The sequence below is a fragment of the Microscilla marina ATCC 23134 genome, assembly GCF_000169175.1.
Lineage (GTDB): Bacteria > Bacteroidota > Bacteroidia > Cytophagales > Microscillaceae > Microscilla > Microscilla marina.
On record NZ_AAWS01000033.1, the window covers coordinates 56,382 to 71,720 of the forward strand.

Here is a 15,339-nt window from a genome sequence, read left to right on the forward strand (position 1 = left end):
GTTTACTTGACAATGTGGGTTCTACAGGGTCATTTTTTTGTGAAAGGCTCTTTTAGTTGCCCTAAAAAAGTCTCCGGGTATTGTTCTACCTCGTCGAAACCCAGCGGGATGTCTTTGCCCGAATGAGGTACATAAGCTGTACCAAACAAATAATCCCAAATACTTAAAGAAATGCCAAAGTTCATCCCGTAAGGGTGTTGTTGAGGCAAGTGTTTGGCGTGGTGCCAAATGTGCATCTGGGGGTTGTTAAATATGTACTTGAATAGACCATAGCTCCAGCGAATATTGGCGTGGTTGAGGTGTCCAATCAGAATAGTAAAGGCATGCAGCAGGAAAAAATCTTTGATTCCAAACCCTATCATTGTGAGCGGTATATACAAAATACTCTTATAAATAATAGTTTCCATAGGGTGAAAACGCAAGTGTGCCGCAAACCCCATTTCTTCTACCGAATGGTGTACCTTATGAAGCTGCCACATCCAATTGACCCGATGTAACATGACATGCACTCCCCACTGAATAAAATCGGCAAGTAGAAACATCAACAAAAACTGTTGCCAACCAGCCCAACTACTCACCTGAATAGCCACCAGATTTGTAACTCCAAACATTGCCAAAAAGTCCTTAAACAGTTCGACAAATACATTGGAAATGGCATTGTAAGCCACCAGTGAAAACAAGAAAAAGTTGAAGAACATATAAAAAGTATCTTGCCAAAAACCTTTTCTAAGCAGGGGCTGGTGTTTGCGCCAGGGCACAGCCACTTCTAGTATTAACACTAGCAAAGAAACTGCTATGAGGTAATAAAAATAGTTATGCCACGATGGGTGAGTCATCTCATACCATAAATAGTGGGCATAACCTGTAAAAGAATCTGCAATTACTTTTAAATATTTATCCATTGGTTATTTTTCAATCGTATAGCCCAATTGTTGCCAGGCACCAAAACCTCCCTCCAGGTTATATACTTCTTTAAAACCCGCTGCCTTCATTTTTTGCATGGCCTTTCCACTGCGTCCGCCTACGGCACAATACACATACACAGGCTTGTTTTTGTCGAGTTTGGCTACCTGGTCGTCAAAATCAGGCTTGTAAAAATCAATATTAGTTGCTTTGGGCAGCTTGCCTTTATCTACCTCTGCCTTGGTGCGTACATCCAACACAATGCCTACCTTGGAACCCATCAACTGCTTGAATGTTTCGGGCTTGATGTTGGTAAAGGCAACCACTGTAGTTTGAGACTGCCCAGTATTTACCTGATCATTGGTGGTAGTTTTGTTGTTGTTGGCTTCGGTATTATTGGCGGCTTCATTGTTTTTTTTGCTGCCGCAAGCAGCCAGCATCACCACCATTATACATATATAAAATAGTTTGTTCATTGCTTTTGTTTTTAGAGTAAACTCAATATTAGACACTGTAGGTGTAATCACCTACAAGAGACAGCAAATATATAAAATAATTACTTATGAATGTATGTTCATATTTTTTGATTGAAGATTCTTTGGTGAGCAGTGCACAGGTTACCCTGTGGTAAGATGGTTTAATTACGAATGGGTCAATTACGAATTACGAATTACCCTCCTTGTATTGGTCTTTAGCCAGACCAATACCCAACCCAAAAACTCATATACAAGTTGTTTTTCAAGTCTTGGGGTGAGCATTGCTCAGGTCACCCTGCGGTAAGACCTTCGCGGGGGAGGAGGTTTTTGAAAACAATTCAACCCTAAAGAAATTACGAATGAATCAATTACGAACCGACCATAGGGAGCTCTGCCTTGGCTAATTACGAATGAGGGAGCTCACCTTCACAGGAAATCGTTTATCAAGAGGAGTGGCAAGTCAAGACAATTCAACCCTAAAAACAACCTCCTCGTATTGGTCTTAAGGCTTCAGCCAGACCAATACCCAACCCAAAAACTCATATACAAGTTGTTTTTCAAGTCTTGGGGTTCGCATTGCTCAGGTCACCCTGCGGTAAGACCTTCATGGGAGGTAGGTTTTTGAAAACAATTCACCCTCAAAAACAACCTCCCCGTGTTGGTCTTAAGGCTTTAGCCAGACCAACACCTGCCAACCCAAAAGCTTGTATTTGAATTAAGAATTAGCGCAAAGCGATGCTAAAAATTTTTCTATTATAGTTTTAAGTGATTGATTTACAGTGGATTAAAGTGCTTTTTTTCTTGTAAAAGGCGAGGTTTTTTATTATATTTGCTTATACTTTCACGGTGAAAGTAAGCCCAAGAAGCTAAGATTTGACGGTCTGCTTCAAGGGCTTTTTGCAACAAATAAATCATTACAGTATGCAATTTACTGATTTAAACTCAGAGCTACAAAATGTAGCCATCCCTCAATCTATGATCAACCTATTTGCGCAAAGCCTATATGCACAATTAGAAGCATTAGCGCTTGACGCCAATGCTTCATTAGAGTTGTTCGAAAATCAAGCGTATACAGAAGTAAAAACGTTTTTACAGGCACACATTCAACAAATGCAATATACCCTCAACAGCGTAGAAATATTGGATAGGATGGAGCAATCACAAGTTTAAAAACATCAAAGCCCTGACGCAAGTCAGGGCTTTTTATCTATTTGCTCCTAAAGAGCAACAATCATCATTGCCTAATGATCTCCTTCCTAAAATCTTCATGCAACCTGATAAGGGCAAGTTTGTAACTTGTTTTTAAGAACTTGATGATGACGCCAAAGAATCCTGGCAGGTTTTTGAGGAACCAGACCAAAACCCATACACAAGTTATTTTTCAAGTATTGGGGTTCGCATTGCTCAGGTCACTCTGCGTTAAGACCTTCGCGGGAGGTGACAATTCACCCTCAAAAACAACCTCCTCGTATTGGTCTTCAGGCTTCAGCCAGACCAATACCCAACCCAAAAATTCGTACACAAGTTATTTTTCAAAGTCTGGGGTTCGCATTGCTCAGGTCACTCTGCGTTAAGACCTTCGCGGGAGGTGACAATTCACCCTCAAAAACAACCTCCTCGTATTGGTCTTCAGGCTTTAGCCAGACCAACACCTGCCAACCCAAAAGCTTGTATTTGAATTAAGAATTAGCGCAAAGCGATGCTAAAAACTTTTCTGTTATAGTTTTAAGTGATTGATTTACAGCGAATTAAAGTACTGTTTTTCTTGTAAAAGGCGAGCAGTTTTATTATATTTGTTTATGCTTTCACGGTGAAAGTAAGCCCAAGAGGTTATGTTTTGGAAGACTTCCCTCAAGGGCTTTTTTGCAACAAATAAATCATTACAGTATGCAATTTACTGATTTAAACTCAGAGCTACAAAATGTAGCCATTCCTCAATCTATGATCAACCTATTTGCGCAAAGCCTATATGCACAATTAGAAGCATTAGCGCTTGACGCCAATGCTTCATTAGAGTTGTTCGAAAACCAAGCGTATACAGAAGTAAAAACGTTTTTACAGGCACACATTCAACAAATGCAATATACCCTCAACAGCGTAGAAATATTGGATAGGATGGAGCAATCACAAGTTTAAAAACATCAAAGCCCTGACATAAGTCAGGGCTTTTTATCTATTTGCTCCTAAAGTAGCAACAATTCAACAACCATCATTGCCTAATGATCTCCTTCCTAAAATCTTCATGCAACTTTATCATATACTCAGGTGCCAGTTCCACCAAGGCATATTGTTGAATGTCGGCACGTTTGGGGGCATACTTGCGAGTGGGTAGTTGGGCAAACTTGTCTTGCCAGTTTTTGGGCAGTTTTTCCATTGCTAGTACAGTGCCATCGCCCCAGGTGGCAGGCTTAAACTTTTCGTATTGGGCTTCGGGCGAGATCATATAATTGATGGCTACCATTGCCGCCGCCTTGTTGGGTGAGGTTTGAGTAATGCCCAGGTAGTGCGAGTTTTGGATAGTACCACTCTCTAGCACATAAGCCCTTGCCCACGCCGGAAAAGTGCCTTGAGCTATTTTGTTGTCTACCTCACAATCGTTGTTGCTCATGGTAAACCAAAGTTCGCCATTGGCAAACATTTGGTGCATTGCTGCCAGGGTAGAGGGAAAGGTTTTGCCCGCTTTCCAGAGGTAAGGTTTAAGACGCCTAAGGTACTGCCAAAGCTTTGCTGAGTATTGATCGTATTTTGCCTGGTCAAACTTTCCGTACAAATCTTTGGGGTCATTGGCAAGGGCTATCAGCATAGACTTGAGCAAGGTAATGCCTGTAAACTCAGTACCTAGGGTAAATTTGCCTGGATGTGCCTTTACAAACTGTTCTAACTCCTTGAGGTTTTTAGGCGGATTTTTTACCTGATTGCTGTTATAAATCAGTGCCAGCTGCACATTGCCCCAGGGGCATTCCATACCATCGACAGGTTGTTGGAAGTCGGTATTGATAAAACGGCTGTTAAAATTAATCAATCGGGCATTGGGCAATTGGGCTGTAAAAGGACCGTATAAAGCTTTGATTTGTTTTAACTGAAAAAAAGTTTCCCCATTGATCCACATCATGTCAATTTCGCTATTGGTTTTGCCCGCCTCCTTTTCGGCAATCAGTGTCGATAGTATCTCTTTGCCCTGCCCACTGATGATATTCAGACGAATGTCGTATTTTTCTTTTAATTGGGCTTGTACAAACTTTTTCATGTAGGCATTGATCAACGGGTCGCCCATCCACATCATCAAATTTACCGTTTGCCCTTTGGCTTGTGCTTCTATTTGTGACCAACTAAGTTTGTTAAGGTCAGGGTTGGCTTGTTGCTTTGCTGATTTGCCCCCACAGGCATACAAAACTCCTAAGATGAGTAAAAATAAAATTTGTCGAATTGTAAAAGTGTGTTTCATGAATCTTTTTAACTTGTTGCGCTTACGCAAATATCAATGGCTTGAATTGATGCCGAAAGTATAAAGTTTTTAGTATAAAAATAGTTCCCTGACTTACATTACAAAATATGGATAAAAAACTATGGAAGGGTACCCGTTACCAACAAATGCACAAACAAATGATTGTATCAGCCAATGGAATAGTAGACGATATTTTTGTGCTAAAAACCGGGGTATTAATCACCAAAAAAAGCAGGATTACTGCCAAGGCAAAACAATTGTTTGACCAGATGAACATAGACACTACTCGTCCGGTATATGAGCAACACGCAGAGTTTAACAGTCGACTGACTTACTTGTCTTTCAAAGACCACCAAGAGAGTGCCGCAGCCTACAACCAGCGCCTGATCCAAGAGTATGGGCATCGGAGCGTTTACAACGACGAACACGTTACCTTTTTAATTGCAGGTTGTGCTTTAGAAACTTCGCTAGAGTTTGTAGCCCACAATGAAGCCACTGTTGCCAGGCTTACATCGTCTAAAACCAATGCCCAAAACGACCCTTTGTTTAAGCTGTTGGGTTACCCTCACCAACCCGAATACCTGGAAAAGCAAAAACAAGTAGTAGCCCAATACCTGGAGCAAAAAGACAAAGCCAACGAACTTACCAATATATTGGCGCCTGGCAACAAGGCAACATCATTTACCATAAGTATGTCGCTAAAAGACTGGCACAAAACCCTGATAGGGCGCTTGAGCCTTCACGGAGTAGAAACCGATATGCGGCAAGTGATGGAAGAAGTAGCCCATCAGCTTAAAGTCAACTATCCGCTGTTTTTCAATACCATAGAAGAGTACTATGCCTTGGGCAATAATAAAAAGTATGAAGAATAACAAAGAAAAAGGTAAATGTAAGGCGTTAGATTTTCCAGCCAATCACGGCAATGTCATCGCGTTGTTCAGTATCTTTCATAAACTCATCGAGTGATTCTTCGAGGTAGGCAAGTTGTGAGGCACAGTTTTGTTGATATACCTTTTGTAACTCCTCTCTAAAAGATTTTTGGCCAAATTTTCGTCGATCCTGGTTGTTTTGATCAGAGTAACCGTCAGTATGCAAATAAAAAATAGTTTGAGGAGGCAACTCAATAGAGTGTTGCTCAAAAGTCCCATTATTTTTTCTAAACCCTCCAATCGACTTTCGGTTAGCTTTTAACTCCTGTATTTCCTGGTCATTGGAGCGCATATACCACAAAGGTCGGCGAGCTCCGGCAAAAGTCAAATGTAGCATCCCTTCATCTTTTTGGGTAAAAACACAAATGCCTATGTCTACCCCATCCTGATTGTCATTGTCTTGTTGGTGCAATATATTTCTTACCTCTTGATGCATCATCGTAAGTATGGCGGCAGGTTCGGTTACTCTCCAGTTTTTTACAATCCGATCGATCAGTGTGGTGGCAATCAACGCCATAAATGCGCCTGGCACCCCATGTCCGGTACCATCACCCATAATAACAAAAGTTTGTGCTTCTATTTTTTCTACCCAATAAAAATCCCCCGAAACAATGTCTTTGGGACGATACATAATAAAGTGCTGCGGCAATATGCCCAACACGTGTTCGGTAGTAGGTAGGGTAGCTCTCTGCAAATGATTGGCCGCCTGTAGGCTTTTGGTAATTTTAGTATTTTGTTCTGCCAAACGGTCCCGTTGTTCTTCAATAAAATCGTGTTGAGCAATGATCTCGTCCTGATGCTGGTTGAGTTCATAGTTAAGCTTTTGCAACTGCTCGTTATTCTTCTTTTTACTGATGTAGTACCTATACCAAACATACGCCAAGGCAAGCGCACTAAACAACCCCAGCCCGATAATGACAAGCCATAGGTTTTTGCGTTTGATGATGTACTTTTGAATGCGCTCTTTTTCTTTGAGCAACAAAATAGTTTGCTCTTTTTCTTTAGTTTTAAACTGGGTTTGCATTCGGGCAATTTGTTTGCTCTTCTGAATGTTAAACAAACTGTCTTTAACCGCTGTATACTGTTTGTAAGCTTCAAAAGCTGCCAGGTATTTGCCTTGGCTAGAGTCAAGCCTCGCCTGAAACAAGTAATTGTACTTGAGTTCGGTGCGTGCCTTAGACTTTTTCGCCAAGTCGTTGCTTATCCTCAACAACGCTTCAGCTTCTTTGTATTCTTTAAGCAGCCTATAGCTCTCTGCCAAAAAGTTGTAAGTATAGGCTTGCCCCGGCAAACTCTTAAATTCTTCCTCTATATCAATGGTTTTTTGGTAATAGGCAATGGCTTCACGGTGTTTGCCCTGGCTGGCTTTTACCTCACCTATGTTGTGGTAGCAAGTAGAAAGGGCTCTTTTGTTATTGGTTTTTTGGGCAATTTTCAACGCCTTGAAGTTAAAATCAATCGCTTGTTTCCATTGACTCTGTACTTGACTAATTCGTCCCAAATTGATGAGTGCTGAGGCAATGCCTGCATTGTTTTTTGCTCCCCGAAATCCCGTCAGCGCAAGTTGGTAATATTTTTTTGCTTCGTTCAAATCACCCCGCCTTTTATGCACCACCCCTAAGCTATTATAACAATTGGCCAACGCCCCCTGGTCGTTAATGCTTTTGAAATAGGTGACTGCCTGCATAAAATGCTTGATAGACTGGTCATAGTTTGCCTGCCATATAGAGAGGGTGCCCAAATTGCTTTGTATGCTTGCTACTTTGTGGCGATTATTGGTCTTGCGGTAAAAGTTAAGTGCTTTTCGGTAATATTGTGCTGCCTGAGCGTATTTGCCCTTTACATATCGGCTTACTCCTAAAGTATGGTAAGCTTGAGCAATGCCCTTTAGGTACTTTAGTTTTTGAGAAAGCTCCAGTGCCTTTTGACCATAATCAGCCGTTTGCTCTGGGTTGCTGGAGTAAATTTTCATACCTGTGGCATTCAACAGGTTTACATATTGAGTATCGCGTTGAGGGTAGTTTTTTAGCAATTCCTTCAGACTGTCAGCTTCAGGGGTTTGAGCTTGTAAATGGGCTACCAATGCCCCACCCAACAACACATACACCAGTTGAACACGAACGATACACAAAAAAAGCTTTGATAAAAACATTCTAAAAAAAACAAATTTAAAAAATAGTCAACAGCAATCGTCAAAGGTATAGAATAGACCTTCGTTTAAAAAAACAAACTTTTGTAGCCTGGCTTACAATACAGCACAATCTATTGGTGTATCTTCTTTGTTAGAGGTTAAGTGGTATATTTATGCCCATTATAAACTAACCTCAACTACTGGTTTGTTGTATTTAATTTTGCCTCAGTACTTATTTAGGTAATAAGGCATTTGTTGAAAAATATTGTTTACCTCAAAAAGCCTGCAAAGTAATGGTTTACCTTTATTATACGTAAAGGCATAGATTGTGTCATCCTAAATCATTTTTTAACTTTTTGTTATACTAAATAGCTTAACGATACACAAACCATGGTGTTTTATGAGTGGTTTGCCCAACTTACCCCCTTTTTTTTAGGCAAGTTTTTGAATTGCGAAGGGGCAGTTAATCAATAAAAATGCGGATATTTATTTCATCTCTTATATTCATAGTGTGTGGGCTTGCAACTGCGCAAGTACAGGCACAAACCCGGTGCAAATGGGTGAAGTATGACCGCAAGGGGGTAGCGTTAGATACTTTATCTTTGGTAGCAGGTAGTTTGCAAATAAAAAGCCCTCCAGGGGGCAAAAAGCCTACCTATGACATTAACACCAATCGGGTAAGCTTTGCCCAACCTTTTGCCGACTCGATACTGGTTTGTTATCAAGTGCTCCCTTTTTTGCTCAACAAAGCCCACTTCAAGCGCGACATCGCCACTTATAATGATAGTGTAAAATTGAATCAAAACACTTTTTTAACTTTTGACACACCCGATAAACCCGAAGAAATATTCAAAACGCCTGGCATTCAAAAAAGCGGTAGTCTTACCCGTGGTGTGGGGGTGGGCAACCAACAAAGTGTATTTGTAAACTCTGCCCTTAACCTGCAGCTAGAGGGCAAACTCACCAAAGACATTCAAGTACTTGCCACCATCTCCGATCAACAAGTGCCCTTTCAGCCAGAAGGCAATACGCAACAATTGCAGGAGTTCGACAAAGTATTCATTCAGTTTAGGCACAAATCGGGTAGTAGGCTCACAGTAGGCGATGTGGTTTTTCAAAATCAACCTTCTCAATTTCTAAGGTATTACAAAAACGTACAGGGAGGTTACCTGGAGCTAGACTACCAGGCGTTTCCGGAAGAAAAACAGAGCCATGCCGAAACCAAGGTAGGCATTGCTATTTCAAAAGGAAAGTTTGCCTCGGTATGGCTCAACGATCAACTACGTGAAGGAGTACAAGGGCCTTATCGCCTGCAAGGGCCCAACGGCGAGCGTTTTATCATTATTCTTGCCAACTCTGAAAAGGTATACCTCGATGGTCAGCTTTTGCAACGGGGATTCAACTTTGACTATACCATAGACTATAACAACGCCCAGGTTACCTTCAATACCAACGTAGTCATTACACAGTTTTCGCGGGTAAGGGTAGATTTTGAATATGCCGACCGCAACTACAACCGCACCATTACTACCGCGAGCCATTACCAACAATTCAGAAAGTTTTCATTGTATGGCAATTACTTTTCATCGGGTGACAACCCTAATAATCCGCTGGGGCTCGATTTGTCTGACGCAGACATTGATGCATTGTCGCTGGCAGGCGATGACCCCACCTTGGCCCTTGCCAGTAGCATAGATTCGGTAGGAGCCCTTGCCAACCAAGTGTTGTACCGACGCAAAGACACGGTGGTAAATGGACAAATATTTAATATTTTGCAATATGCAGTAGATTCTTCGGCTATTTTTAGGGTGTCGTTTACCGAAGTAGGAGTCAACCGAGGCGATTATCAATTATTACAAAGTACTGCCAATGGGCGGGTTTTTGGCTGGGTAGCGCCTGTCAATGGTGTGCCACAAGGTAGTTTTGCTCCTGTAAAGTTAGTGCCTACGCCTACACTACAAAAGATGATGACTGTAGGAGCCGCTTACCAATTGAGCAAACAAGATAAAATATACGCTGAAATGGCTTTTTCGGAGCGTGACCTCAATCGTTTTTCTGACTTGGACAATGCCGATAACCAAGGCAGGGCGTGGAAGGTAGGCTACCTTAACCAAGGTAGAAAAATTGTGGGCTGGAAGGGCTATCGTTGGCTTGCCGATGTGAGCCTGGAATGGAATGAGGCTACTTTTTTACCCATTGACCGCTACCGAAGTGTAGAGTTTGACCGTGACTGGAGCATAAATGCGGATACGTCGCAGGTAAACGACCTGATTTTTAGGGGCAGGGCAGGGGTGCGCAAAGATGCCAACAATCAATTGATGTACTCTTATAACCACCGGGTAAGGGGAACCCAGGTAAACGGTTGGCAACAAAAGCTGGTGGCAGCCAAGCGTTTGGGGATTTGGCAGCTAAAGACTAAGGGATTTTTGATGAACAACCGCCAAACTTTGCCATTGAACGGAGCCTTGACCGAGGTGGTGTCTCAATGGCAAAGGTTTTCGGGCGACCTCAGCCAGCATTATAGATGGGCAGTATTGGGCTACAACTATTCGTTAGACCAAAACCGGGTAGCAACATTGGCATCTGATTCAGTGGTTACTACAGCCATGAATTTTGATCAACACCGTTGGTATATTCAAAATGCCGATTCGGCAAGATTTCAATGGTTGGTAGACTATAGTGTACGTTATGATAACTTGCCCGTAGAAGGTAAGCTCAAGAGGGGGCTGGAGTCGCATACTGTCAACGCCCGGTTGAACGCCCGCCTGAACCGCAACCAACAGGTAAAGTTGATCATGACTTATCGTACCATTGACAACAAACTAGACACCAGTAACAATGTGTTGAATGCAGACAATATTATGGGGCGTATCGACTGGAATGCATTCTTTTTTAATAAGTCTTTGCGTTCGCAACTTACTTTTGCTACTTCTACCGGACGTGAACTTCGGCGTGAATTTGTTTTTATTCCGGTAAACGGAGGACAAGGTACTCATACCTGGCGCGATGACAACGAAGACGGGATACAAGACTTGAACGAGTTTTACCTTGCCATAAACCTGGATGAACGAAACTTTATCAAAGTATTTGTACCCACCGATGATTTTATAAGCGCGTTTACCAACAACTTTAGCTATAGGGCAGGGTTGCGGGCGCCTTTTAGCTGGCGTAAGTCCGACAGCCGCCTTCGGCAGTTTGTGAGCAAGTGGTCGGCAAATGCTGCCTGGACAATTGTCCGACGAATGACCGATGATGACATTTATAATCGTTTTGTGCCATTCAGCAATCGCATTGCTGCCATTGATTTGTTGTCTACCCGAGAAATTATTCGCAGTACACTGTTTTTCAACCGAGCCAATCCTAGCTATGGTTTTACATTCAACTTTTTGCAAAGCAAACAAAAACAATTGCTCACCAATGGTTTTGAGGCAAGTGACCAAGAGACTTATGGGCTAATATTGAGGCGAAACCTGGGCAAAAGTTTTAATTTACAGTTAGATGCATCGGCCGATAACAAATTTGTCCGCTCCGATTTTTTGCAAACTCGTAACTATAATATTATCAGTCGTGAAGGCAAACCAGCCTTGGCTTTTCAGCCCAACCCTTCGTGGAGGCTCACTGGGTTTTATCGCTTGACCCAAAAAATGAATACACTCAAACGAGGAGAAACCGATACGCTGGAGAATGCCCAGGTGCAAGAATTTGGGGCAGAGCTAAGAGTAAACATCGTGGGTAAACGCAGTATTGTCATGCGCGCCAGCAACATTAGAATCGATTATCGGGGCGAGCTCAACAATGCGGTGGCTTATGAAATGCTGGAAGCACTACAGCCAGGTTCTAACTGGCGCTGGTCGGTCAATTGGCAACAACGTTTGGGCAATGGCTTGCGGCTGACTTTGGTATACGAGGGAAGAAATACGGCAGAAGCTCCTGTGCCCATTCATTCGGGCAGGGCACAGATTACCGCACTTTTTTAATGCAAGCGATGCCATATCGTGACTTCTAACTATTTGAAAATAAGTACACTATGGATTTGTTAGCTACCTATGAACCGAATCTATTTCTAAATCCCGATTTATATTTATCGGGGCAGCAGCTTGCTGTGATGAGCTCAACGCAGTTAAACAAGGTACACCTAGTGGAGGCTGTGCCGACATCCCGCTTGCGGGGAACCTTACCATAGCATTATAATTACTCAAAAACCTACTATTTCACCACCTTAAATTGGGTAGGGCTTATCAGCTTGTATTTAATGCCATTGATCACCCTTATTTGCCCTATTACCCACTTGCTAAACTGGGTAATGTCAGCCTTGAGGGTATGTACCGAGCCTCCGGTGGCTTTTGCCAGGTCTAAGTAATAAGGGTGAATTTTTTGCACATTGACTACAATGATTTTTACAGGTACTTTTATCTTTCCGAAGAGCTTCTTTTCCGCAGCCGAAATGTGGTTGTTAGCAGTAATCAATACTATATCTTTGGCACTGGGTTGGTACTTAAGCGCCCTAAAAATAGACAAAACGTCGCTGGGGGTTTGTTTTGCCAATACAATGCGAGGGTTGTTGGTGGCAGGAATCAAAGGCCGGAAGTTCTTCTTATCATAAGGTTCACAAATGCTGCAGTGTGGGCACACCACCAGTTTGGTGCGCTGTGGTGTATGGTGGGCTTTCATAAACTGTGTGTACATCTTGAAATGATCATCGAACCAACCTCCAGCCAACACCACCAGTGAGTTTTGCCAATGCTTGTTTCTTTTTAGTATTTGGCTAATGCCTGACGATGAGCTGGGGCGACCAGAACCTGACGGAGGGGGTGTACAACGTGTTTGGTAATGGTAATGAAACTCTTTGCCAAAGTGCAGGTCTTGAATGGTAAAAAGCTCCGAAAAATTGCTGCCCCTTACTTTAAAACTGGGGTAAATAGTATACGCGGCTCCCTTTAATACCACGTAGTAAAACCGATTGATTTGGGCCCTAAAAGCGGCAATGCCTTTGCTGTTGGTTTTACCTCTATATACCACTTTTTTAGTTTTTACATCTTGTATTTTTATCAACAAGTTGGCTTCAGGCTTTCCTGTGTCACAATTATTTATATGTACAAACAGGTTTTCGGGGTGGAGCTCATCCAGCTTTAGGTTTACCCTAAATCGGTGGCGGGGTTTGTTGGGCACTACCAGGGCTTTGGGGCGAGCAGCTCCCAAAAAATCTACCCGATAAGCGCGGCGATTGCGTACCAAAAACTCCACTACTCCCTGAGCGTCAGTAGTACCATAAGTTTTAGTAGCACGAGCCCCACCTTCTATAATCATGAGTTTTTGGTGGGCATAAGGTTTTCCATCAGGCGCTTTGATATGCAACTGCACTACTGCCATATTAAAAGTAGGGGTGAGCTTGGTTTTCAGTACAGGGGGCTGGGCTTGAGCTACCACACATGCCCCCAGCAGGCACAGGCATAACCACATTGCCTTTGCTTTGTAAGAATCAATCATTTGAATGTAGATTTTGTAAAAGTTCGTAAATAAATAGGTTACGTTTTTTTTAGGACGAAAGCCAAATTAATAATTTAATAACTTACCATTGATGCTTACTGAGCGAGGGTTATGCATTTTTGCAGTTCAAAATTAATGACTATATTGCCATGCTGCTACTTAAATCAACACTTACAATCATTATATCTTTATTTGCTGCCGGGTTTACCCTGAGCGCCCAACCTGCCAAGCCTGCCCCCTATGCTACAATCAATGCATTAAAAAATCGGCTCACTACCGCCAAAGAAGACCGACTAAAAGTCAATATTCTCAATCAACTGGCACAATTACACCTAAAGCACGCCCCCGATACTACGTTTAAATACGCTCGTCAGGCATTGCAACTGTCGCAAACATTGGACTATCCACAAGCGCAAGCTGCCAGTCGTTATTATTTAGGCAAAGTATTTTACAGTTATGGCAGCTTCAATCAGGCAATTGGGCAGTATATGCAAGCATTGCCACTTTACCGTACCCAACCCAAAGGGCAAGCCCAGGTATACAATGCTTTGGGGCAAACCCACTACTACGCCAACCAAACCGCTGCCGCGCTCAAGTGCCATCAGCAGGCTTTGCAATGGTACAAAAAACTGGCTGATCCCAAAGGCGAAGCCGTATCGCTGGGATATTTGGGGCATATTTATGAGAAAAAAGCAAACTATGTTCAAGCATTAGACTACCAACAACGTGCGCTTAAGATTTACGAAGCATTGGACGATAAAACGGGACTTTCGCAGATTTATGACCATTTGGGTAGCATTTACGAAGACCAACACCAGTATGAACAGGCGCATCATTATTTTTCCAAAGCATTGGCGCTTAACCAAAAGCTCAACAACCAGCTCGACATGATTTTAAACTACAACGACTTGGGCGATGTATACCGCAAACAAGGCAACTATACCCAAGCGCTTAAGTTTACCCAGGCGGCGTATGACCTTGCCAAAAAACTACACCATAAATACCAGCAACGCAGTGCTTTGCGCGACTTGGCTAAAACCCACAAACACCTCAACAATTACCAAAAAGCCCACGAATTGCTTGATCGGTCTTATAAGTTATATACAGAAATATACGATAGAACAAGTGCGCGACAACTTGCCCATGCACAGGCTTTGTATGAGGCAAGCCAAAAAGAAAAGCAAATAGCTTTGTTGGAAAAAGACAAAAAAATAGCCTTGATCTACCGGACTTTGTTAGGTGGTGGGGCGTTGATCTTGTTTTTGATAGCCTGGGTAGTGTTTCGTCAACAAAAATTGAAGTTACGGAGCAACCGCGAAATTATAGAGCAAAATCAACGCATATACGAAACCCGGCAGGCATTGGTCAATACAGAGTTGCATAATGCCCAGCTCAACGAGCAAAAACTAAAAACAGAGTTGGAAAATAAGCTGCTTAAAGAACAACAATTGCAAAGCCAGCTAGAAGCTAAATCGAAAGAACTGACCAGCCATGCCTTGCATGTGATCCAGAAAAACAAAATGTTGGAAGAACTCAAAGATAAGCTTAGAACACTAAAGCAACAGCATAAAAAGGGAGAGTTAACAGATGTAGGCAAACAAATACAACAAGTGATTAACCGGATCAATTATAGTTTTAGCCAAGACAAAGACTGGAAAGACTTTAAGAAGGTGTTTGAAGAGGTACATCAGGATTTTTTTGTGAAACTGCAGAGACAGCATCCGGGCTTGACCCCCGCCGAAACCCGTTTATGTGCTTTGCTCAAACTCAACCTGAGTTCTAAAGACATTTCTACCATTATGGGCATTTCTACCGATAGTTTGCGCATTGCCCGTTATCGCTTACGCAAAAAACTACAGTTGCCCAAAGAGGTAAAGCTGCATAATTTTGTAACTAAAATTGTGTAAAAGTGAGTGCTGGCTGCTGCACAAAGCATAAAAAAACTCCCTGGAGTATTACCCGCAGAGA

At 42.4% G+C, this 15,339-nt stretch carries 10 protein-coding genes; 5 read left to right on the top strand and 5 right to left on the bottom strand.

Annotated features, from left to right (window positions below; all coding sequences use genetic code 11):
- Window positions 1–29 precede the first annotated feature (29 nt).
- On the bottom strand, window positions 30–902 hold the full coding sequence (locus M23134_RS24895) for a sterol desaturase family protein (protein WP_002700807.1): 873 nt from the start codon (window positions 900–902) through the stop codon (window positions 30–32).
- 3 nt (window positions 903–905) lie between these two features.
- Complete coding sequence (locus tag M23134_RS24900; protein WP_082226678.1) at window positions 906–1,379, bottom strand: rhodanese-like domain-containing protein; 474 nt, start codon at window positions 1,377–1,379, stop codon at window positions 906–908.
- Window positions 1,380–2,300: 921 nt separating this feature from the next.
- Here M23134_RS24900 and M23134_RS24905 point away from each other — a divergent pair.
- Window positions 2,301–2,549 (top strand): hypothetical protein, encoded by a 249-nt coding sequence (locus M23134_RS24905; RefSeq protein WP_002700811.1) that lies wholly within the window; start codon window positions 2,301–2,303, stop codon window positions 2,547–2,549.
- 717 nt (window positions 2,550–3,266) lie between these two features.
- Window positions 3,267–3,515 carry a hypothetical protein gene (locus M23134_RS24910; protein ID WP_002700811.1) on the top strand — a complete coding sequence of 83 codons (249 nt, stop codon included), beginning with the start codon at window positions 3,267–3,269 and terminating at the stop codon, window positions 3,513–3,515.
- Between the two features lie 73 nt (window positions 3,516–3,588).
- Here M23134_RS24910 and M23134_RS24915 read toward each other — a convergent pair whose 3' ends face one another.
- The gene (locus M23134_RS24915; RefSeq protein WP_002700823.1) at window positions 3,589–4,824 is read right to left on the bottom strand and encodes an ABC transporter substrate-binding protein; all 1,236 of its coding nucleotides are present in this window, start codon (window positions 4,822–4,824) and stop codon (window positions 3,589–3,591) included.
- Window positions 4,825–4,931: 107 nt separating this feature from the next.
- On the opposite strand from M23134_RS24915, the gene M23134_RS24920 reads away from it, so the two are divergent.
- Window positions 4,932–5,696 carry an FAD-dependent thymidylate synthase gene (locus tag M23134_RS24920; protein WP_002700825.1) on the top strand — a complete coding sequence of 255 codons (765 nt, stop codon included), beginning with the start codon at window positions 4,932–4,934 and terminating at the stop codon, window positions 5,694–5,696.
- Window positions 5,697–5,721: 25 nt separating this feature from the next.
- Here M23134_RS24920 and M23134_RS24925 read toward each other — a convergent pair whose 3' ends face one another.
- Window positions 5,722–7,905: a tetratricopeptide repeat protein gene (locus tag M23134_RS24925; RefSeq protein ID WP_002700827.1), complete on the bottom strand. Its 2,184-nt coding sequence runs from the start codon at window positions 7,903–7,905 to the stop codon at window positions 5,722–5,724.
- A gap of 455 nt (window positions 7,906–8,360) precedes the next feature.
- Between M23134_RS24925 and M23134_RS24930 the strand changes: the two genes are divergently transcribed.
- The gene (locus tag M23134_RS24930; protein WP_045114281.1) at window positions 8,361–11,861 is read left to right on the top strand and encodes a hypothetical protein; all 3,501 of its coding nucleotides are present in this window, start codon (window positions 8,361–8,363) and stop codon (window positions 11,859–11,861) included.
- A 229-nt stretch (window positions 11,862–12,090) separates the two neighbouring features.
- On the opposite strand, the gene M23134_RS24935 is transcribed toward M23134_RS24930, so the two are convergent.
- On the bottom strand, window positions 12,091–13,371 hold the full coding sequence (locus M23134_RS24935) for a hypothetical protein (RefSeq protein ID WP_002700832.1): 1,281 nt from the start codon (window positions 13,369–13,371) through the stop codon (window positions 12,091–12,093).
- A gap of 149 nt (window positions 13,372–13,520) precedes the next feature.
- Here M23134_RS24935 and M23134_RS24940 point away from each other — a divergent pair, with 149 nt between their 5' ends.
- A complete protein-coding gene (locus tag M23134_RS24940) occupies window positions 13,521–15,278 on the top strand; it encodes a tetratricopeptide repeat protein (RefSeq protein ID WP_002700833.1) in 1,758 nt (585 codons plus the stop codon).
- Window positions 15,279–15,339: the final 61 nt, after the last annotated feature.

Coding starts and splice junctions, on each gene's coding strand:
- M23134_RS24935 (WP_002700832.1), bottom strand. CDS start 13,371: ATGATTGATTCTTACAAAGCAAAGGCAATGTGGTTATGCCTGTGCCTG.
- M23134_RS24920 (WP_002700825.1), top strand. CDS start 4,932: ATGGATAAAAAACTATGGAAGGGTACCCGTTACCAACAAATGCACAAA.
- M23134_RS24900 (WP_082226678.1), bottom strand. CDS start 1,379: ATGAACAAACTATTTTATATATGTATAATGGTGGTGATGCTGGCTGCT.
- M23134_RS24930 (WP_045114281.1), top strand. CDS start 8,361: ATGCGGATATTTATTTCATCTCTTATATTCATAGTGTGTGGGCTTGCA.
- M23134_RS24940 (WP_002700833.1), top strand. CDS start 13,521: ATGCTGCTACTTAAATCAACACTTACAATCATTATATCTTTATTTGCT.
- M23134_RS24905 (WP_002700811.1), top strand. CDS start 2,301: ATGCAATTTACTGATTTAAACTCAGAGCTACAAAATGTAGCCATCCCT.
- M23134_RS24925 (WP_002700827.1), bottom strand. CDS start 7,905: ATGTTTTTATCAAAGCTTTTTTTGTGTATCGTTCGTGTTCAACTGGTG.
- M23134_RS24910 (WP_002700811.1), top strand. CDS start 3,267: ATGCAATTTACTGATTTAAACTCAGAGCTACAAAATGTAGCCATTCCT.
- M23134_RS24915 (WP_002700823.1), bottom strand. CDS start 4,824: ATGAAACACACTTTTACAATTCGACAAATTTTATTTTTACTCATCTTA.
- M23134_RS24895 (WP_002700807.1), bottom strand. CDS start 902: ATGGATAAATATTTAAAAGTAATTGCAGATTCTTTTACAGGTTATGCC.